General features: G+C 42.0%; 16 protein-coding genes and 1 tRNA gene. 14 read left to right on the forward strand and 3 right to left on the reverse strand.

Annotated elements, in window-relative coordinates:
- The first annotated feature begins 329 nt into the window (after window positions 1–329).
- The 3 genes from BUB85_RS15110 (at window position 330) to BUB85_RS15120 (ending at window position 2560) form a co-directional block, all read left to right on the forward strand.
- Window positions 330–1136: a TrmB family transcriptional regulator gene (locus BUB85_RS15110; protein ID WP_073111997.1), complete on the forward strand. Its 807-nt coding sequence runs from the start codon at window positions 330–332 to the stop codon at window positions 1134–1136.
- Window positions 1054–2325, forward strand: a complete 1272-nt coding sequence (locus BUB85_RS15115) for a diaminopimelate decarboxylase (protein ID WP_073111999.1) — start codon at window positions 1054–1056, stop codon at window positions 2323–2325. The genes BUB85_RS15110 and BUB85_RS15115 overlap by 83 nt, the downstream gene beginning before the upstream one ends.
- Before the next feature lie 152 nt (window positions 2326–2477).
- Window positions 2478–2560: transfer RNA gene (locus tag BUB85_RS15120), tRNA-Leu, on the forward strand.
- A 91-nt stretch (window positions 2561–2651) separates the two neighbouring features.
- Here the strand turns inward: BUB85_RS15120 and citX are convergent.
- A complete protein-coding gene (gene citX, locus BUB85_RS15125; protein WP_073112001.1) occupies window positions 2652–3170 on the reverse strand; it encodes a citrate lyase holo-[acyl-carrier protein] synthase in 519 nt (172 codons plus the stop codon).
- 181 nt (window positions 3171–3351) lie between these two features.
- Here citX and BUB85_RS15130 point away from each other — a divergent pair, with 181 nt between their 5' ends.
- Both BUB85_RS15130 and BUB85_RS21540 read left to right on the forward strand, forming a co-directional pair.
- On the forward strand, window positions 3352–4191 hold the full coding sequence (locus BUB85_RS15130) for a YitT family protein (RefSeq protein WP_073112003.1): 840 nt from the start codon (window positions 3352–3354) through the stop codon (window positions 4189–4191).
- Window positions 4192–4468: 277 nt separating this feature from the next.
- Window positions 4469–4639 (forward strand): hypothetical protein, encoded by a 171-nt coding sequence (locus BUB85_RS21540; protein ID WP_159434658.1) that lies wholly within the window; start codon window positions 4469–4471, stop codon window positions 4637–4639.
- Window positions 4640–4736: 97 nt separating this feature from the next.
- Here BUB85_RS21540 and BUB85_RS15135 read toward each other — a convergent pair whose 3' ends face one another.
- Complete coding sequence (locus BUB85_RS15135) at window positions 4737–6032, reverse strand: SLC13 family permease (protein WP_073112005.1); 1296 nt, start codon at window positions 6030–6032, stop codon at window positions 4737–4739.
- A gap of 147 nt (window positions 6033–6179) precedes the next feature.
- Between BUB85_RS15135 and citD the strand changes: the two genes are divergently transcribed.
- The 5 genes from citD to citC are packed head-to-tail and all read left to right on the forward strand — an operon-like array spanning window position 6180 to window position 10837.
- Entirely contained in the window at window positions 6180–6482 is a 303-nt protein-coding gene (gene citD, locus BUB85_RS15140) for a citrate lyase acyl carrier protein (protein WP_073112057.1), read from the forward strand.
- The gene (locus BUB85_RS15145; protein ID WP_073112007.1) at window positions 6479–7387 is read left to right on the forward strand and encodes an aldolase/citrate lyase family protein; all 909 of its coding nucleotides are present in this window, start codon (window positions 6479–6481) and stop codon (window positions 7385–7387) included. Before citD ends, BUB85_RS15145 begins: the two co-directional genes overlap by 4 nt.
- The gene (citF, locus tag BUB85_RS15150; protein WP_073112009.1) at window positions 7380–8942 is read left to right on the forward strand and encodes a citrate lyase subunit alpha; all 1563 of its coding nucleotides are present in this window, start codon (window positions 7380–7382) and stop codon (window positions 8940–8942) included. The genes BUB85_RS15145 and citF overlap by 8 nt, the downstream gene beginning before the upstream one ends.
- A gap of 9 nt (window positions 8943–8951) precedes the next feature.
- Window positions 8952–9839 (forward strand): triphosphoribosyl-dephospho-CoA synthase CitG, encoded by an 888-nt coding sequence (gene citG / locus BUB85_RS15155; protein ID WP_073112011.1) that lies wholly within the window; start codon window positions 8952–8954, stop codon window positions 9837–9839.
- A gap of 2 nt (window positions 9840–9841) precedes the next feature.
- On the forward strand, window positions 9842–10837 hold the full coding sequence (citC, locus tag BUB85_RS15160; RefSeq protein ID WP_073112013.1) for a [citrate (pro-3S)-lyase] ligase: 996 nt from the start codon (window positions 9842–9844) through the stop codon (window positions 10835–10837).
- Window positions 10838–10860: 23 nt separating this feature from the next.
- Here citC and BUB85_RS15165 read toward each other — a convergent pair whose 3' ends face one another.
- Window positions 10861–12087, reverse strand: coding sequence for a helix-turn-helix transcriptional regulator (locus BUB85_RS15165; RefSeq protein WP_073112015.1), 1227 nt, complete (start codon window positions 12085–12087; stop codon window positions 10861–10863).
- 189 nt (window positions 12088–12276) lie between these two features.
- Between BUB85_RS15165 and BUB85_RS15170 the strand changes: the two genes are divergently transcribed.
- The 4 genes from BUB85_RS15170 to BUB85_RS15185 all read left to right on the forward strand — a co-directional run bounded on the left by BUB85_RS15170 (window position 12277) and on the right by BUB85_RS15185 (window position 18284).
- Window positions 12277–13668 carry an MFS transporter gene (locus BUB85_RS15170; protein ID WP_073112017.1) on the forward strand — a complete coding sequence of 464 codons (1392 nt, stop codon included), beginning with the start codon at window positions 12277–12279 and terminating at the stop codon, window positions 13666–13668.
- A gap of 28 nt (window positions 13669–13696) precedes the next feature.
- The gene (uidA, locus tag BUB85_RS15175) at window positions 13697–15502 is read left to right on the forward strand and encodes a beta-glucuronidase (protein ID WP_073112020.1); all 1806 of its coding nucleotides are present in this window, start codon (window positions 13697–13699) and stop codon (window positions 15500–15502) included.
- 74 nt (window positions 15503–15576) lie between these two features.
- Window positions 15577–16650 (forward strand): mannonate dehydratase, encoded by a 1074-nt coding sequence (gene uxuA, locus BUB85_RS15180; protein ID WP_073112023.1) that lies wholly within the window; start codon window positions 15577–15579, stop codon window positions 16648–16650.
- The gene (locus BUB85_RS15185) at window positions 16647–18284 is read left to right on the forward strand and encodes a mannitol dehydrogenase family protein (protein ID WP_073112025.1); all 1638 of its coding nucleotides are present in this window, start codon (window positions 16647–16649) and stop codon (window positions 18282–18284) included. Before uxuA ends, BUB85_RS15185 begins: the two co-directional genes overlap by 4 nt.
- Window positions 18285–18316 lie beyond the last annotated feature (32 nt).

Genomic DNA, 18316 nt, shown 5'->3' on the forward strand with positions numbered 1-18316 from the left:
AGAGGAAAGTTCTCTGAACTTTCCTCTATTACATAAAAACCCTCCGGGGGATGCGCACTACGCACAAATGGAATATGGTCACTGAGGTGACCGCGCTTCGGCGCGAGAGTTTCGCTTGCGAAACTCTCTGTTCTTATAATTAAGAAGTTCTTGAGAAAAATAGTCAGATGTATTTTGAAAGAATTGATTGACAGAAGGAAGAACATGTATTAAAGTAGTACTGAAAAGAACTACTACAGCAAAGAGAATTGCTGCAATAAAATGAACAGCTGACGAAATAAACGAGATGCAAGGTTGAAAATTGATAAGAAGACAGTGAGAGGGAATGGATGATGGAGATTCAGCTATTTACAGAGAAGCTGGTACAGTTTGGCCTGACGAGACAAGAAGCGACAGTTTATATCCAGCTTTTATCAGATGGCAGAAAGACTGGCTATGAGATTGCCAAAGCAACCGGAATCTCAAGGTCGAATGCATACGGTGCACTGGCAGCCCTCGTGGAAAAGGGAGCTGCGTACGTTGTGGAGGAATCCTCCAAAAAGTATATACCAGTTGCGCTGGAAGAATTTTGTGATAACTGCATCAAAAAAAGACAAAGTGATAAACAGTGGATGCTCGACAACCTCCAGGTGAAAAAGCCGGACGAGGAGGGGTATATCACGATAGAGGGAGCGACTCACATTGCGGATAAGATCAGAACACTGATCGGACAGACAGAGGAGAGAGTCTATATTTCAGGCAGTATGGAGCACATACTTGCTTATGAGAAGGAGATTCGGGATACACTTGAACTCAGGAAAAAGGTAGTCCTGATCACAGATCAGTCTTTTTCGGAGCCGGGGGCAAAGATCTATGTCAGTGAATCCAAGCAGAACCAGATCGGTGTGATTGTGGATTCCAGGTATGTACTGACTGGCGAGTACGGTGATGGGAGTCTGAATACCTGCCTCTATTCCGGACAGAAGAATTTTGTGTCACTGTTTAAGACGGCACTTGCCAATGAGATAAAATTGATTAATTATATGAAACCAAAGAAGGGAGAAAGTTCAAAAAATGAAAAAAGAAACGTTCGTAACGAAAGCACAGTTAGAGGAAATTATAAAAGAGTATCCAACACCTTTCCACCTTTACGATGAGAAGGGGATCCGCAGCAATATGGAGGCGCTGAGAGATGCATTCTCATGGAACAAAGGGTATAAGGAGTACTTTGCGGTGAAAGCAACACCAAACCCGTTCCTGATAAACATCCTCAGAGAATACGACTGTGGCTGCGACTGTTCTTCCTATACAGAGCTGATGCTGTCTGAGGCCATCGGTGCCAAAGGTCCGGATATCATGTTCTCATCAAACGATACACCAGCGGAAGAATTTGTATATGCGGACAAGCTGGGGGCAATTATCAATCTGGATGACTTCACGCATATTGATTTTCTGGAGAAGACGATCGGACATATTCCTGAGACCATCAGCTGCAGGTATAATCCGGGCGGTCTCTTTAAAATCAGCAACGATATCATGGACAACCCGGGAGATTCCAAGTATGGTATGACAACGGATCAGCTCTTTGAAGCGTTTAAGGTATTAAAGCAAAAGGGAGCAAAGGAATTTGGCATCCATGCATTCCTTGCCAGCAATACCGTGACAAACGATTATTATCCGATGCTTGCGAAAGTCCTTTTTGAAATCGCAGTAAAACTCCAGAAAGAGACTGGAGTACACATTAAGTTCATCAACCTTTCCGGTGGTATCGGTATTCCGTATAACCCGGATCAGGAACCGAACGACATCCGTGCCATTGGTGACGGAGTGCGCCGTGTCTACGAGGAGGTACTTGTACCGGCGGGAATGGGAGATCTTGAAATTTATACAGAGCTGGGAAGATATATGATGGGTCCTTATGGTTGTTTGGTCACAAAGGCGATCCATGAGAAGCATACCCATAAGGAATACATCGGGGTGGATGCCTGCGCGGTAAACCTGATGCGGCCTGCGATGTATGGCGCATATCATCATATTACCGTCATGGGAAAAGAAGAAGCTCCATGTGACCACAAGTATGATGTGACGGGCTCACTCTGCGAGAATAACGATAAGTTTGCAATTGACAGAATGCTTCCGGAGATTGAAAAAGGCGACCTTCTGGTAATTCACGATACAGGTGCACACGGATTCTCCATGGGATACAACTATAACGGTAAACTAAAATCTGCAGAAATCCTGTTGAAGGAAGATGGAAGTGTGCAGTTGATCCGCCGCGCGGAGACACCAGCTGATTACTTCGCAACATTTGACTGCTTTGATATTGGAAAAAAACTGACAAAGTAATATTGGGAATATGGCATAGCAAGGAAGAAGTTGGATAATCCAGAGGACAAAAAGTTCTAAAGTAGTTAAAAATATTAAAGTGGTTAAAAATCTGTTGCATTCTGCCCCAAGTTATGGTATTATAAATCTCGGTTCGGTAACAAACCGAGTTCGCGGATGTGGCGGAATGGCAGACGCACAAGACTCAAAATCTTGCGGTGGTAACATCGTGTGGGTTCAAGTCCCACCATCCGCACTGTAAAAGTGCCCGAAAGACACAGAAAAGACCCATTAGCGTGGGTCTTTTTTTAATGGAATACTTTGGAAGTCTCTGTCCCATGGATACTTTATCGGCAGTGATAATAATCATGAATTTTTTGCTCGATAGCATCCTGCATCTCCCGCACACTGTGGCGTCTCGAGGAAGCGCATTCCTGCGCCTGGCGATCACAGAGAAAGCACTTGCGAAAGCTGGGTCGGGACAGTTTGATGCCATCAGTACCGATGACATCAATGTCAAAGAGACGTCCGAGAGGATGTGATTCTTCGATATCAGTCATAAGCGTTTTGATGTGCTCCGCATCAGAACAATCAATGCACAAAATATATTCATCACCGGTCGGTACGTGGCAGGTCACAGAATCCATAATACGAATGGATTCCTCTTCTAAAGCATGGTCGATAAGAGCCACTCCCTCAAGAAAAACCTGGCGGATTTCGGGTGTCGTTTTGACCGGACCCGGAATATTCATGCAGAATGATATCACAGGCATGTGATAAGCGTTCAGATAATTGGTTTGTTTGCCAGCCCGGCGTTCCCGGCAGTCAAGCATCTGTGGTAACTTAACTTCAATTCCATGCAGCATAATAGAATCTCCTTGTCTATTGAAAATGATTATATGTCTATTATACCGAAAAAAATAAACTTGTAAATTTGTTCTGCGAAAAAAACAAAAAAACAGAAAGAGATTGTTGCATTTTATTATGAAAATGATATGATGAATCGTGGTAAAAGCAAATCAGGATATGTTTAAAAGAAGGTATAAGATGAAAACAATAAAAAATTATTGTCTGATTACGTTTAGTATTTTTATTATGGCAGTCGGTGTGTATTTCTTTAAGTTTCCAAATAATTTCTGTTTTGGCGGTGTGACCGGATTCGCTGTAGTTATTGCCAAAATCTTACCAATATCGGCAAGTATGTTTACATTCTGCGTGAACATGATTTTACTGCTGGTTGGATGGATTTTTTTGGGAAAGAGCTTTGCGATCAAAACAGGGTATGCGAGCATTTTGTTGTCACTTTTGCTGCTCGTATTTGAAAAGGTATATCCAATGCATGTACCGCTATCGAATGAACCGACCTTAGAACTGATCTTTGCAATCACACTTCCTGCAATTGGAAGCGCGCTGCTGTTCAACATAGGGGCGTCCAGTGGTGGAACCGATGTGCTGGCAATGCTGCTGCAGAAATATACAAGAGTTCATATCGGTATGGCACTTTTAGTAACGGATATGATTGCAATTTTGATTGCCTGCTTCGTATTTGACATTAAAACTGCGCTCTATTCGTTTGTCGGCCTGACTCTGAAATCATTTTTAATAGATGGAATCATAGAGAACATCAATATGTGCAAAGCGTTTACCATCATTTGCGATAATCCGGATTCAATCTGCGATTATATTGTACATGATCTAAATCGAAGTGCAACTGTTTCAGAAGCCAGCGGAGCCTATACCAATCAGGAAAAATTCATGGTGGTCACGGTATTGACTCGTACACAGGCAGTACAGCTCAGACAGTATATTCATCAGAACGAGCCCGGAGCATTCATTTTGATTTATAATACCAGTGAGATTGTCGGCAAAGGATTTGTAACCATTTAGAATGAGAGAAGATAGAAAAAGAAATCGTGGAAAGTAAGTAAGGGGCTGTCGTGTTAGCGGCATGCCCCTTTTTCTAAGATGAATTTTAAAAATGCAAAACGAGATTACCAGGTAGGCTGTTCATGAGCAAGTAGCAGAGCGGATTGCAAATGTCCACTTTACTTGGTATCGGAAAAACCGATAGAATGGTATGGTTATGCATATTTGAAACGGTTACTCTGGAGTGATATATTGATAATGTAAAAAAATAAAATATTTCACAAATGGGAGGTATGAGATGAGTAGTTTTCAGAATACTGTACAAACACATTTTTGGGGTGAATATGTGCTGAACTCCATGTCTGCAATGTCTGCAATATCGGGAAAAGATAAAGATGCAGAATCTACAGATAGAAAAAAACTGAACGATTTATTCGAGATGGTTGATGATTATATAGAACAGGCATAGATGTTATGTAAAATAAAGGATTCATATCAGAAGAAGCCATGAGACAAGAAAGAACTTAAATCTTGTTTCATGGCTTCTTTTTATCTAAAGAAAATGTTTACAGAATAAATGAGAGCACTATGTTAAAAACAGTAGAAAAAATAATGCTGATCGGTACGGCTTGAAACAACAGCTTAGGAAACATATGTGTCCTTTCTTCCTCGGTCGAACAAGACCCCATAATCAGGCTTCCACCGGAAGAAAATGGGGAAATAGCTGAACTCTGAGCACCTATTACAATGCACGAGAACAGGACGAGAGGATGGATGCCCGTAGTGGCCGCCAGTGCAGGAACCAGAGGAAAGAGTGCCGGGCAGACCACACCTAATGTACTTGAGAAAAAGCTCATGATAGCACCGACAATACTAAATGCAATTGGAACAAGCCAAAGTGGAAGACTGCTTCCGGCCCAAGTGGCAAGTAAATCAATGGTACCGGCGATGATTGCGACATTAATCAGCATTCCGACGCCGCAGATCATAATAATCGTGTTCCATGGTACTTTCGCAAGCACATCCTTCTGAGGTGCCAGCTTCATAAATAATGCAATAGCAGAAAAAACAATCGCAACAAGACCTACATCCATTTTACTGTTAATAAATGTGATGATTTCAACATCAGGAGCCACAATATGTAATACTGGAAAAATAAGGACTACTAAAATCATAATCAGCATGAGATACAAATTTTTCTTTTGAAGAGTGGTATAAGGCTTTGGCCTGGTCACAGACGTATTTTGAACTGTGCTGCGGCTGCTTTTAGGTACGAAACGGAAGAAAGAAATTAAAAGCAGAGAGAATACCACGCTTGCAATAAAAATAATTGCAGAGTAACGGAACGAGGTATCTGAATAACCGCCTTCATCCATCAGACCTCGAAAGATAATGCCGCTTCCGCTCGTCATAAAGTTAGCGCCTGAGAGTGCACCACAGTTAATAGCAACGGCACCGGTCAGCTTGTTCATTTTGGCCTCATCACAAATAAGCAAAGTAATGGGAGCCATAAAAGCCATAACAGTGAAAAAACCTGCACCTAAGGCTGCGATTCCTGCACTTGCAAAGTAAAGCGCGAAAGGAAGAAGCCCGGGAAACCTGCGGAAAGCATAAAGAAGATACCGTGCTGTTTTTTCCAGGGTTCCATTCACGAGTGCAAAATTATAAAAAAGAGATACGGAAAAAATAACAAACATGGTACTGACCGGCCATCCGCCGATAATTTCTTTTGGTGATAATCCCAGGGCAAAACCACCAATCAGATACGCAAAAATAATAGCAAAAAATCCTGTGTTGAAGTTGGTTTTATATCCGATAATAACAGCAATCGCAATTGCTGCAACAATAATAAAACTAAGCATATTTTCTCCTTTGCGAGACTAGGAATCAAGGTTTAAGAGATTCTGTTGTATGGTGTGGGTCATATGATATATTTCCTGTGCAGGATGTTTAATTAATTATAATAAAGAACGAAAAAATATATCAGCAAAGTAAGGAGAAAAGGCATGATAGAAATCAAAAAACCGGCAATGGCAGGAACACTGGAGTCGAGTGATTGTCAAGTGACTGTAGAAGAAGGAGAGGGAACGATTGAATTTTCTCTGGACAGTACGGTGATCAATCAATATGGGAACCAGATTCGCAAAGTGGCGTATGATACTTTGAAAAATTTAGACGTAAAGAATGTAAAACTGGCAATTGTGGACAAAGGCGCGCTGGACTGCACGATTCGTGCAAGAATTGAAGCGGCTGTGTACCGATCTGCAGAGCAGACTGAAAATTTACCTTGGGGAGGTGCCATTAGATCATGAATCCGAATAAAAAAAGACTTAGACGAACAATGATGTTCCTGAATGCACAAAAACCAGGACTGATTAAGGATCCCTATATTTATAAGCCGGATTCTATTATGCTGGATCTGGAAGATGCTGTCGCAGAAAACCAGAAAGATGCTGCACGTTTTTCGCTATATCATGCACTGCAGACAATCGATTACAGAGGGTGTGAGAAAGTGGTTCGGATCAACGGACTCGAGACCGCATTCTGGAGAGAAGATGTCAGATGCGCAGTTGCAGGAGGGTGTGATTCCATCCGAATCCCAAAGACGGAGAGTGCACAGGATGTAAAGACCGTGGAAGAAGTGATTATTCAATCGGAAAAGGAGTTCGGGCGTGAACCGGGAAGTGTTTTGATCATGGCAGCGATCGAATCTGCGCGCGGGGTCATGCGGGCACTTGATATCTGTGAATCGTCAGAAAGATTGTTTGGTATCGCTCTCTCTGGTGGAGATTACACAAAGGATCTCCAGACACGTATAACCGGAACCGGAATAGAACTCATGGGCGCGAGACAGAACATGGTCATTGCGGCGAGAGCGGCAGGGGTGCAGTGCTTTGACACAGTTTATACAGATCTGAATGATATGGCTGGATTTCAACAAGACGTTGAGACCATTCATTTGATGGGATTTGATGGAAAGTCAATTATTAATCCAAGGCAGATCAACACGGTCCATAAGATATTTACCCCGTCCGAGAAAGAAGTTATCTTCGCAGAAAAAGTCGTGCGTGAAATCGATGAGAAGAAAGCACAGGGAATTGGTGTATTCACAGTGGACGGAAAAATGATTGACATAGCTTTTTATGATGGTGCAAAGAGAACAATCGAACTTGCAAAAGCATCCGGAACATATAAAGGGGGATTATTAGATGATTAATGCAGTAGGGAGAGACATTCCAGAAGAAATTTTAGAGAAAACCGGAAAAGAAGTATTTCAGGGAGTTCACCATTTTGACGGATATACATACAGAAAGCATGGTCCGTTGACGCAGGCAGTGATTAATTCTGAGGGCAGTAAGCTTGTGGCCGGTATACACGATGTACTTGTAAAATGCGGGATAAAGGACGGCATGACAGTCAGCTTTCATCACCATTTCAGAGAGGGCGATTACGTTGTAAATATGGTCATGGAAGAAATTCACAAGATGGGAGTCAGGGACATTACGATCTGTGCAAGCTCACTTGGAAAAGCACATGATCCGATTGTACCATATATCGAGGATGGAACAATTTCCAATATTTATTCCTCCGGGGTGAGAGGAAAAATCGGAGAAGCGATATCACACGGGAAATTAAAAGGGCTGGCTGTGATGCAGTCCCACGGAGGAAGAGTCCGGTCGCTCGTAACGGGAGAAAGACAAATAGACATTGCATTTATAGGAGCGCCTACTTGTGACGACTATGGAAACTGCCGTGGTATTGGAGGAAACAGTAACTGTGGAGTATTGTCCTATGCAATTGCCGATTCACTGCATGCAGATAAAGTGGTCGCTATTACCGACTGTTTAGTGCCATTTCCAAATTTCCCGGCGCACATCAGTATGACAAGAGTGGATTATGTAGTGGAAGTCGATGCCATCGGAGATCCAAAAAAGATCGCGACCGGAGCAGCGAAACCAACAACAGATCAGAGAAAGCTGATGATGGCAGATTATTGTACAGAATTTGTGGTGAACTCACCTTATTTTAAAGATGGATTTTCTTATCAGACCGGTGTGGGCGGTGCGTCCATTGCATCGACGATCTCTTTAGCAAAAGAGATGAAAGAAAGAAATGTACATATGCGATTTGGTGTCGGTGGATTGACCAAGCCGATGTGTGATTTGCTGATCAACAATCAGGTGGATTGCCTGCTTGATACGCAGGATTTTGACTTAGATGCTGTAGAATCTGTAAAAGACTTAAGACATTTCAGAATTAGCGCCGGACAGTATGCGGATCCATTTAATAAAGGTGCAGTAGTCAATAAACTGGATTTTGTGATTTTAGCTGCACTTGAGGTAGATGAGAAATTCAATTGTAATGTTGTCGTCGGTTCCGATGGAGTCATCACAGGTGCACAAGGTGGACATCCGGATACTGCGGCAGGAGCAAAGTGTGCCATCGTGATCACCCCACTTTTGCAGGGAAGAATCCCTGCAATCTGTACAGAAGTGACAACGGTCACTACTCCGGGAGAAAGTGTGGATGTGGTAATTACAGATTATGGAATTGCGATCAATCCGAAACGTACGGATCTGATCGAGGCGATGAAAGATGTGGACCTGCCGTTTAAAACGATCGAAGAGTTACGTGAGATTGCGCAATCCATCACCGGAGAACCGGAACGAGTGAAATTTGAAGATCGGGTCGTTGGAGTTATTGAAAGCCGCGATGGAACGATCATGGATGTGGTTCGCCAGATTAAACCGTTCGAATTTTCAGAGGAATAGAGGGATCATATGAGTAAAAGTCAGTTTGCAGAAAGTGCAGCCGGCAGTATTGCCGCAGAAATAGGAAGGATTGCATGGAAGGCATTAATGGAAGAAGTATATACTACGCCGAAACCCGGGCTTGTGGACTTTTACTCAAATGGAGCTCACAAGGATATGGATATCCGAACGTTTGAAAGAAGTGCAGACGCGCTTCGGGAATATTTTACTTATATGGCAGAGCAGGGATATTCCCTGCTCTGTACTCCACAAGAATTGTTTTCAGCGATCAGAAAAACAGGAATGACAGCAGAAAAGGCAATGTATAAGGCAACAGATGGAGTAAATACGCACAAAGGCTTGATATTTACAGTGGGCATCTTTTGTGCAGCAGCGGGCAGATGCCTGAGAGAAAAAGCAAAGCGTCTTTCGCTTCGCGATCTGATTCAGACAGAACGGGAAATGGTCACCGAGATCCTGACAAAAGAGATATCCTGTATCAATACAAATAATCCAGGCAGTCATGGAGAAGTCAATTTAAAGAATTACGGAACACTTGGCATCAGAGGAGAAGCAATATCCGGATATGCGACTGTAGTAAAGTATGCAATTCCAACAATTCGAAGCGGTATAAAAGAACAGAAGGAATGGAACAGTATCAAACTACAGACGTTATTTGTGCTGATGAGCAAAGTGGAAGACTCTAATGTATTATCACGTCATGATCCAGGCATTCTTTTGGAAGTACAAAAAGAAGCAGCGGATTTTTTGAAAAAAGGCGGAGCCTATGCAGAGGGTGCAGTAGAAAAACTGTACGCGATGGATCAAGCGTATATTAGCAGAAATATCAGCTCAGGAGGGTGTGCTGACTTACTTGCAACAGCTATATTTCTGATATTTCTTCTGGAAAGGTGGTAAATATGATTTTATCAGGTGCACCACTGAAGGGAAATGAATTAGAAAAGTTAAAGGCTTTTTTGCGGAAAATGGAGTTGGAATATGATGAGGGAATTGAATTTTCTGTTTGTATATTAAGCGAAGATTCTGAGATCATAGGAACAGGATCGGTCGACAGCAATGTTATGAAATGTGTTGCAATTGATGAGACGTATCAGGGGAGAGGGCTGGCAGCGACGATATTGTCGGAACTGGTCCAATACGAGTACGAGCATGGCAGAACCCACCTTTTCATTTACACAAAACCAAAAAATGATGTCCTGTTTTCGAATATGGGATTCTATACAATTTTACAGACGGATCAAGTTCTTTTTATGGAAAACAGGAAAAATGGATTTGAAAATTTCCTGAAAAAGATAAGACAGGAAACACCGGAAGAGGCATTCGATTCAAATAAAAAAACAGGGGCAGTAATTGCCAACTGCAATCCATTTACGTATGGCCATAAATATTTATTTGAAAAAGCACTGGAGCAGTGTGATTATTTACATGTATTTTTATTATCGGATGAGCGAAGTACCTTTAAACCAGAGGAACGATATGAAATGGTCCGAAGAGGTATCGTGGGAATGGAGCGGATTATTTTGCACTGGACATCAGATTACATGATATCGTCCGCCACGTTTCCGACTTATTTTTTTAAAGACAGCAAGCAGGGACAGAAGGCAAATTGTCAGCTGGATCTGGAGTTGTTCGCAAAAAAGATTGCGGTTTCGCTCCATATTACAAAACGATTTGTTGGAACAGAGCCTGGCTGTACCGTGACCAGAACGTATAACGAAGAAATGAAAAAAATATTACCGGAATATGGGATACAAGTCTTCGAGATTGAGAGAAACACATGGAATGACTTGCCGATTAGTGCATCAGTGGTAAGAAAATGTATTGCGGATGGAACGGTTGACAGAATGAGACCCATGGTTCCGGCGGGAGTTTATCAGTATATAACAGAAAAATAAAAGAGGTCGGGTAAGGGGATTATTTAAGAATTTCCCTGAATCATAGCCCGATATTCCCTCGGTGTCATTTGCATCTTTTTTTTGAAGATGCGGGTAAAATAGTTGACATCTGAAATGCCACACATATTTGCAATATCCTGAATGGGAAGTGCGGTAGTATTAAAAAAGTAAAGAGACTGTTCGATGCGCCTGTTATTCACATAAGAGGTCAGCGTCGTGCCAGTCTCTTTTTTAAAACGTGTTGAAAGATAGCTGGCATTTAGTGATAAAGCCTGTGCAACGGTGTTCAAACTTAAATCGTTTGTGAGGTTCGTGAAGATATAATTGATTATCTTTTGCATAGTCGGGGAATAATTGCGCACGGAGTAAGATTGAACAAGCAAACAATATTTCTTTATCATCTCACGATATAATTCTTGAGTCTTTCTGGTAGAGGCACTTTCTTCGATTCTGGCTGCAAATTTTGCAGACAACTCATCCAGATACATGGGATGAACATGACCAAATTGTGCCGCTTTCCGAAAAAGTGTATTCGCAATAATCATATAATTTTTTGTGTCACGCAATGTATCTGGAATGCGTTGGTTTAAAACTAAAGTAGGATTTTCATTTAAATACTTTTCTGCAAGAGCCCAGTTTCCCTGAGAAATGAATTTCATAATTGCGTTTTCTGCTTCATATCGATCTTCAATCACTTTCACGATTTCAGGAGAATTTTGAACAGGCACCTTGCCGTATTCGGTTGGGAACGGTTGCTCATTTTTAAAAAATTTTGCTACATAATTTTCAGGAGTCTCCCATAATTCAGAGGCAAGAGAACGAAGTAATGCTTTCAGCCAGTTCTCGGAAATACCGGAAGGAATGGTTGAATAATAACGTCCAAGCAGTTCGTATGCCTCTTTGGAAGGGCAAAGACAATTACACAATTCTTTTATTCTGCCCGTTGTAAAGATATCCGTTGAGAAGGGTCCGATCAGAAGACCTTTAACAGGATCAGTCTCTGGAAGCAGCAGACCTATATACTCACAATAAAAGGAATCCGTCAGAAAGCTGATCGTATTAGGAACAAAGAAATCTTTATTGCTTATAAAAAAAGTGCTGTCTTCAAATATGCGGGAATTGAATAGATTATTTCTAAGCTGCATATCATATTTATCATCCCATTTTAATGGAAGGTCATCAACAAATGTATGAATGTTTAGTTCATGCAGTACTGTTCTTGTGAAATTCAGAATAGAATCATATCTCATTTTATTACCTCCAAGATTACCATCTCAAAAAACCATCTTACATAATTTTCACTTATTATCGCACAATATTTACCTGCGGTCAATGAAAAATGAAAACTGTGCGAAAACTGATGAAAACTGTCATAACGTATAAATGAAAAAATAGAATATGATGCAGCTACAGCAAATCACAAAAAAAGGAGGAAAAAAATGGAGAACACAGTTAATGCAGTAAAAAAGTTTGGCATGAAAGATAAGTTGGGCTACATGTTCGGTGATTTTGGAAATGATTTTACTTTTATTCTTTCATCCATGTTTTTACTCAAATTCTACACGGATGTAATGGGGGTATCCGCAGCCTTAGTCGGTGTCATGATGATGGTGGCCAGATTTGTGGATGCAATTACAGATGTAACAATGGGGCAGATTGTAGACCGAAGCAAACCAAATAAAAAGGGGAAGTTTTCACCCTGGATTCGAAGAATGTGTGGTCCGGTAGCTCTGGCATCGTTTCTTATGTATGCCAGCTGGTTCCAGGATATGCCAATGGGATTTAAAGTCTTCTGGATGTTTTTCACGTATTTGTTATGGGGGAGTATCTGCTATACAGGAGTCAACATTCCATACGGATCAATGGCATCCGCAATTACACCAGAACCGGGAGAACGTACACAGCTTTCTAGCTGGAGAACCATTGGAGCAACACTTGCAAGTACTGTAATCGGAGTGGTACTTCCGCTCCTGATCTATTACACCGATGCCGATGGAAATTCTGTTTTATCGGGAACAAAGATGATGCTTGCAGCGCTTGTGTGTTCAATTGCAGCAATCGTCTGCTATCTGCTTTGCTATCACATGACAACGGAACGGGTAAAGGTAGAGCAGGTAACGCAGAAGTTCAGTTTTGGAAAACTAATATCAGAATTGGTTCATAACCGTTCGTTAATCGGAATTGTAGTTGCTGCATTATTACTTCTTTTAGCACAGCTTTCTTTAGGAAATATGGGGGCTTATATTTATCCGAACTACTTTGGAAATGCAGCGGGACTGTCACTTGCAACGATGGGTGGAACAGTGGTCACACTGCTATGTGCAACATTTACTGTGAAACTTGCAAACAAAATCGGGAAAAAGGAACTGGGCATCATTGGAGCTTTAATCAGTGCTGCAGCCTTGATTGTTGCATTTGTCCTGCATACACATAACATGTATATTTTTGTTGGCGTATACTGTGTCGTAATGATTGGGATGTCCATGTTCAACCTTGTGATTTGGGCCATGATTACCGATGTTATAGATGATACGGAAGTCAAGACAGGAGAACGGTCTGACGGAACCATTTATTCGGTATATTCTTTTGCCAGAAAACTTGGTCAGGCCTGTTCCTCAGGATTGGCAGGCGTTCTGCTATCGGTAATCGGATATACGGCAGCTACTGCATTTGAACCAAAAGTTGTGGATGGAATCTACAACATTACCTGCATCGTGCCTGCAGCAGGATTTATTCTGTTAGCGTTAGCACTGAAGTTTCTTTATCCATTGGACAAGAAAACAGTCGATAAAAATGCAGATGCTTTATTAGAAAAAAGAAACAACAAATAAATAATGAAAATGACAGGAGGAAAATAATATGTTATATCCAATTTTAACAGATTCAAGATTTGTAAGTGATTTAAGTGGTGTATGGGATTTTAAACTGGATAATGGAAATGGCTTTGAGGAGAAATGGTTTGCGTCTCCAATGAAGGACGCTATGACAATGCCGGTTCCAGCATCTTACAATGATTTAAAAGAAGGAATTGATTTTAGGGATCATTATGGATGGGTTTTCTATCAGAGAAAGATTTCTGTTCCATCGATCGTCAAAAGTCAGAGACTGATGCTTCGCTGTGATGCAGTCACGCATGAGGCAAAAGTTTATCTGAACGGAGCCTTGATCTGCGAGCATAAAGGAGGTTTCCTTCCGTTTGAAGTAGAAATCACAGACAAGATGACAGCCGGAGAAAATCTCCTTACAATTGCAGTCAGCAATATTATTGATTATACAACACTTCCCATTGGCGGAAAGTCGAATATAATGGGTGGTATGGCAGGTATGGGAGAAATGCCGAGCAACAAACCGGCAAACAATCCAAACTTTGACTTCTTTAACTACTGTGGACTGACACGTACGGTTCGTTTGTATACAACGCCTGTAAATCACATAGAAGACATTGTGCTTACAAGCAAGGTGAATGGTACTGCAGCGGATGTTTCTTATCATGTAGAAGGAACAGGAGAGGAACCATGTCACGTTGTAATCTTCGACAAGGAAGGAAAGAAAGTCGGAGAGAGCGATGGCGTAGATGGAACCATTACGGTACAGGATGTCACACTCTGGCAGCCACTCCATGCATATCTCTATCAAGTGCAGGTAACTTACGGAGAAGACGTCTATACAGAACCATATGGCATTCGTACTGTTCGTGTGGACGGAAATAAATTCCTGATCAACGAAAAACCATTTTACTTTAAAGGGTATGGCAAGCATGAAGATACATTTCCAAATGGGCGTGGCATCAATCTCCCAATGAATACAAAAGATATCTCTATCATGAAATGGCAGGGAGCGAATAGTTTCCGTACCAGTCATTATCCATACAGCGAAGAGATGATGAGACTTTGTGATGAAGAAGGAATTGTAGTTATTGACGAGACAACGGCAGTTGGTATTAATCTGGACTTTGGAGGAGGCGCAAACTTTAATGGACAGAAGGTCAGCACCTTTGATCCGGAACATGGCGTACAGACGCAGGCTCATCATAAAGATGTGATTCGAGACTTGATTTCCCGAGATAAAAACCATGCCTGTGTTGTATTGTGGAGTATTGCAAATGAGCCGGATTCTTATTCGGAGGGGGCTTATGATTACTTCAAACCGTTATACGATCTGGCAAGGAAATTAGATCCACAGAAGAGACCATGTACCTTAGTCAGTGTACAGATGGCGGATCCGGACAAGGACGTAACCAGACTCTTAAGTGATGTAATCTGTTTGAACCGTTACTACGGATGGTATTATGGCGGACCGGATCTTATTGAACCGGAGAAAGCATTACGGGCAGAGCTTGATAAGTGGGATGCACTTGGAAAACCAGTGGTATTCACAGAGTATGGTGCGGATACGGTTATGGGACTTCATGATACCACTCCGGTGATGTATACAGAAGAATATCAGGTGGATTACTACAAAATGAACAATCAGGTCTTTGATGATTATGCATGTGTCGCTGGTGAACAGACATGGAACTTTGCGGACTTTGCAACGAGCCAGAGCTTACTTCGTGTTCAGGGAAATAAGAAAGGAATGTTTACAAGGGATCGTAAACCGAAACTGGCCGCACATTACTTCAAGGAAAGATGGCATCAGATTCCAGATTTTGATTATAAGAAATAGTTGACTTTTTCAGAACCAGAATGATGTTCATTGCTGGTTCTGAATTTGATATAGAGAAAGGAAGGAACAAAAAAATGGAAATGACATTAAGATGGTATGGATCTAAATTTGACACTGTGACCTTGAAACAGATTCGGCAGATTCCAGGCGTAACAGGAGTGATTACAACTCTTTATGATACCGAACCAGGCGAGGTCTGGAGCAGAGAAAGAATCCGTGCGCTGATTGACGAGGTCGAGGCCTCCGGACTTCACATTTCCGGGATTGAGAGTGTGAACATTCATGATGCAATTAAAACAGGGGCACCGGAAAGAGACCAATACATCGACAACTACATTGAGACGTTGGAAAATCTTGGAAAAGAAGGCATCCACCTCGTGTGCTACAATTTCATGCCTGTATTTGACTGGACACGAACCGAATTGGCAAGAGTAAGGCCGGATGGTTCGACCGTTCTCGCTTATACGCAAGAGGCCGTTGACGCATTGGATCCCACGAAAATGTTCGATTCCATTGCCGGTGACATGAACGGAACAGTTATGCCAGGCTGGGAGCCGGAGCGTATGGCGAAGGTAAAAGACCTGTTTGAAATGTACAAGGATATCGATGATGATAAATTATTTGACAACCTGAAGTATTTTCTGGAAAGAATTATGCCAGTTTGTGACAAGTATGACATCAATATGGCGATTCATCCAGATGATCCGGCATGGAGCGTATTCGGGCTTCCAAGAATCATCATCAACAAGAAGAATATTCATCGTATGATGGACATGGTTGACAACAAGCACAATGGAGTAACATTTTGCTCTGGTTCTTATGGAACCAATCTGGAAAATGATCTCCCAGACATGATTCGTTCTTTAAAAGGGAGAATACATTTTGCACATGTGAGAAATTTAAAATTTCATTCTCCAACAAACTTTGAAGAGGCTGCGCATCTTTCTTCCGACGGAACCTTTGATATGTATGAAATTATGAAAGCACTCTACGATATTGGATTTGATGGACCTGTTCGCCCGGACCATGGACGTATGATCTGGGATGAAGTGGCAATGCCGGGATATGGACTGTATGACCGTGCACTGGGGGCAACCTACTTAAATGGATTGTGGGAGGCCATTGCGAAAGGAGAACAGCAGAGATGAGATTAAGTGAAGAGGGATTAAAGAATCGAAGCGAGTGGGAAGAAAAGGGATATCATCTTCCACAGTATGACAGACAGAAAATGATTGAGAGAACAAAAGAAAACCCGTATTGGATCCATTTTGGAGCCGGAAACATTTTTCGTGCATTTCAGGCAAATATTGTGGAACGTCTTTTGAATGAACAGAAAGTAGATCGAGGCTTGATTGCGACGCAGAGAGGACTCATTGTTGCAGAAGGTTTTGATTATGAGATCGTAGAAAAGATGAATCATCCCCATGATGAATACAGTATTCTGGTGACATTAAAAGCAGATGGAAGTGTAGAAAAAACAGTGATTGGCAGTATTGCAGAATCATTGGTTCTGGATTCGGAAAATGAGAAGCAGTTTCAGCGTCTGCAAGAGATTTTTAAAAAGGATTCTCTTCAGATGGCAAGCTTTACAATCACAGAAAAAGGATACAGCCTGGTTGGAGTGAACGGGGAGTTTCTTGCAGATGTGGAGGAGGATTTCCTTCGCGGCCCTCAAGAGCCAAAAAGCTATATGGGAAAGGTCGCAGCGCTGTTGTATACCCGTTATCAGGATGGAGCAAAACCAATTGCCATGGTGAGCATGGACAACTGTTCACATAATGGAGACAAGCTCTTTGCTGCAATTTTCTCTTTTGCAGAAAAATGGGCGGAAAACGGAAAATGCGAATATGGATTTGTGGATTATATCAAGGATAAAACAAAAGTTACATTTCCATGGACGATGATTGATAAGATTACTCCGAGACCAGATGCATCTGTGAAGGAAATGCTGATTCAGGATGGCGTAGAAGAGCTGGAACCTGTAATCACATCGAAGAAAAGTTATGTGGCGCCATTCGTGAATGCAGAAGAATGTGAATACCTTGTGGTGGAAGATGCATTTCCAAATGGAAGAGAGGATCTGGCGGCTGCCGGTGTGATGTTCACAGACAGGGAGACCGTGGATAAGGTAGAAAAGATGAAGGTATGCACTTGCCTGAATCCATTGCATACCGCGCTTGCCGTGTACGGCTGTCTGCTTGGATATAAAAAAATCTCAGAAGAAATGGCAGATGAAGAGCTTCGCAGTCTGGTAGAGATCACTGGATACAAAGAAGGTCTTCCGGTTGTAGTCAATCCGGGAATCCTTGATCCAAAAGAGTTCATTGATACGGTACTTCAAGTGCGCATTCCGAACCCGTTCATGCCAGATACTCCGCAGCGTATTGCAACCGATACCTCACAGAAGCTGGCAATCCGCTATGGGGAAACTATCAAAGCATATCTTGCTGACCCTAAGCTGGATATAGATGATTTAAAACTGATTCCGCTTATATTCGCAGGATGGCTGCGGTATCTGATGGGAGTGGATGATCAGGGGAAATCGTTTGACCTCAGTCCGGATCCATTATTAGATCGTGTCTGCCCGATCGTAGCAGAGGTGAAGCTTGGAGAGACCTTTGATGCCAGAGAAGTGCTGAAGGAGATTCTTTCGGATACAGAAATATTTGGAGTGGATCTGCATGAGATTGGAATGGCAGAGCGTGTAGAGCAGTACTTCACGGAATTAACGGCTGGTGTCGGTGCAGTCAGGGAGACTCTGAAAAAGTATACAAGAAAGTAATCTGTAAAATAATTCTATTTGAACCCGGATTT

The sequence above is a fragment of the Hespellia stercorisuis DSM 15480 genome, from assembly GCF_900142165.1.
GTDB classification, from domain to species: Bacteria; Bacillota; Clostridia; order Lachnospirales; family Lachnospiraceae; genus Hespellia; species Hespellia stercorisuis.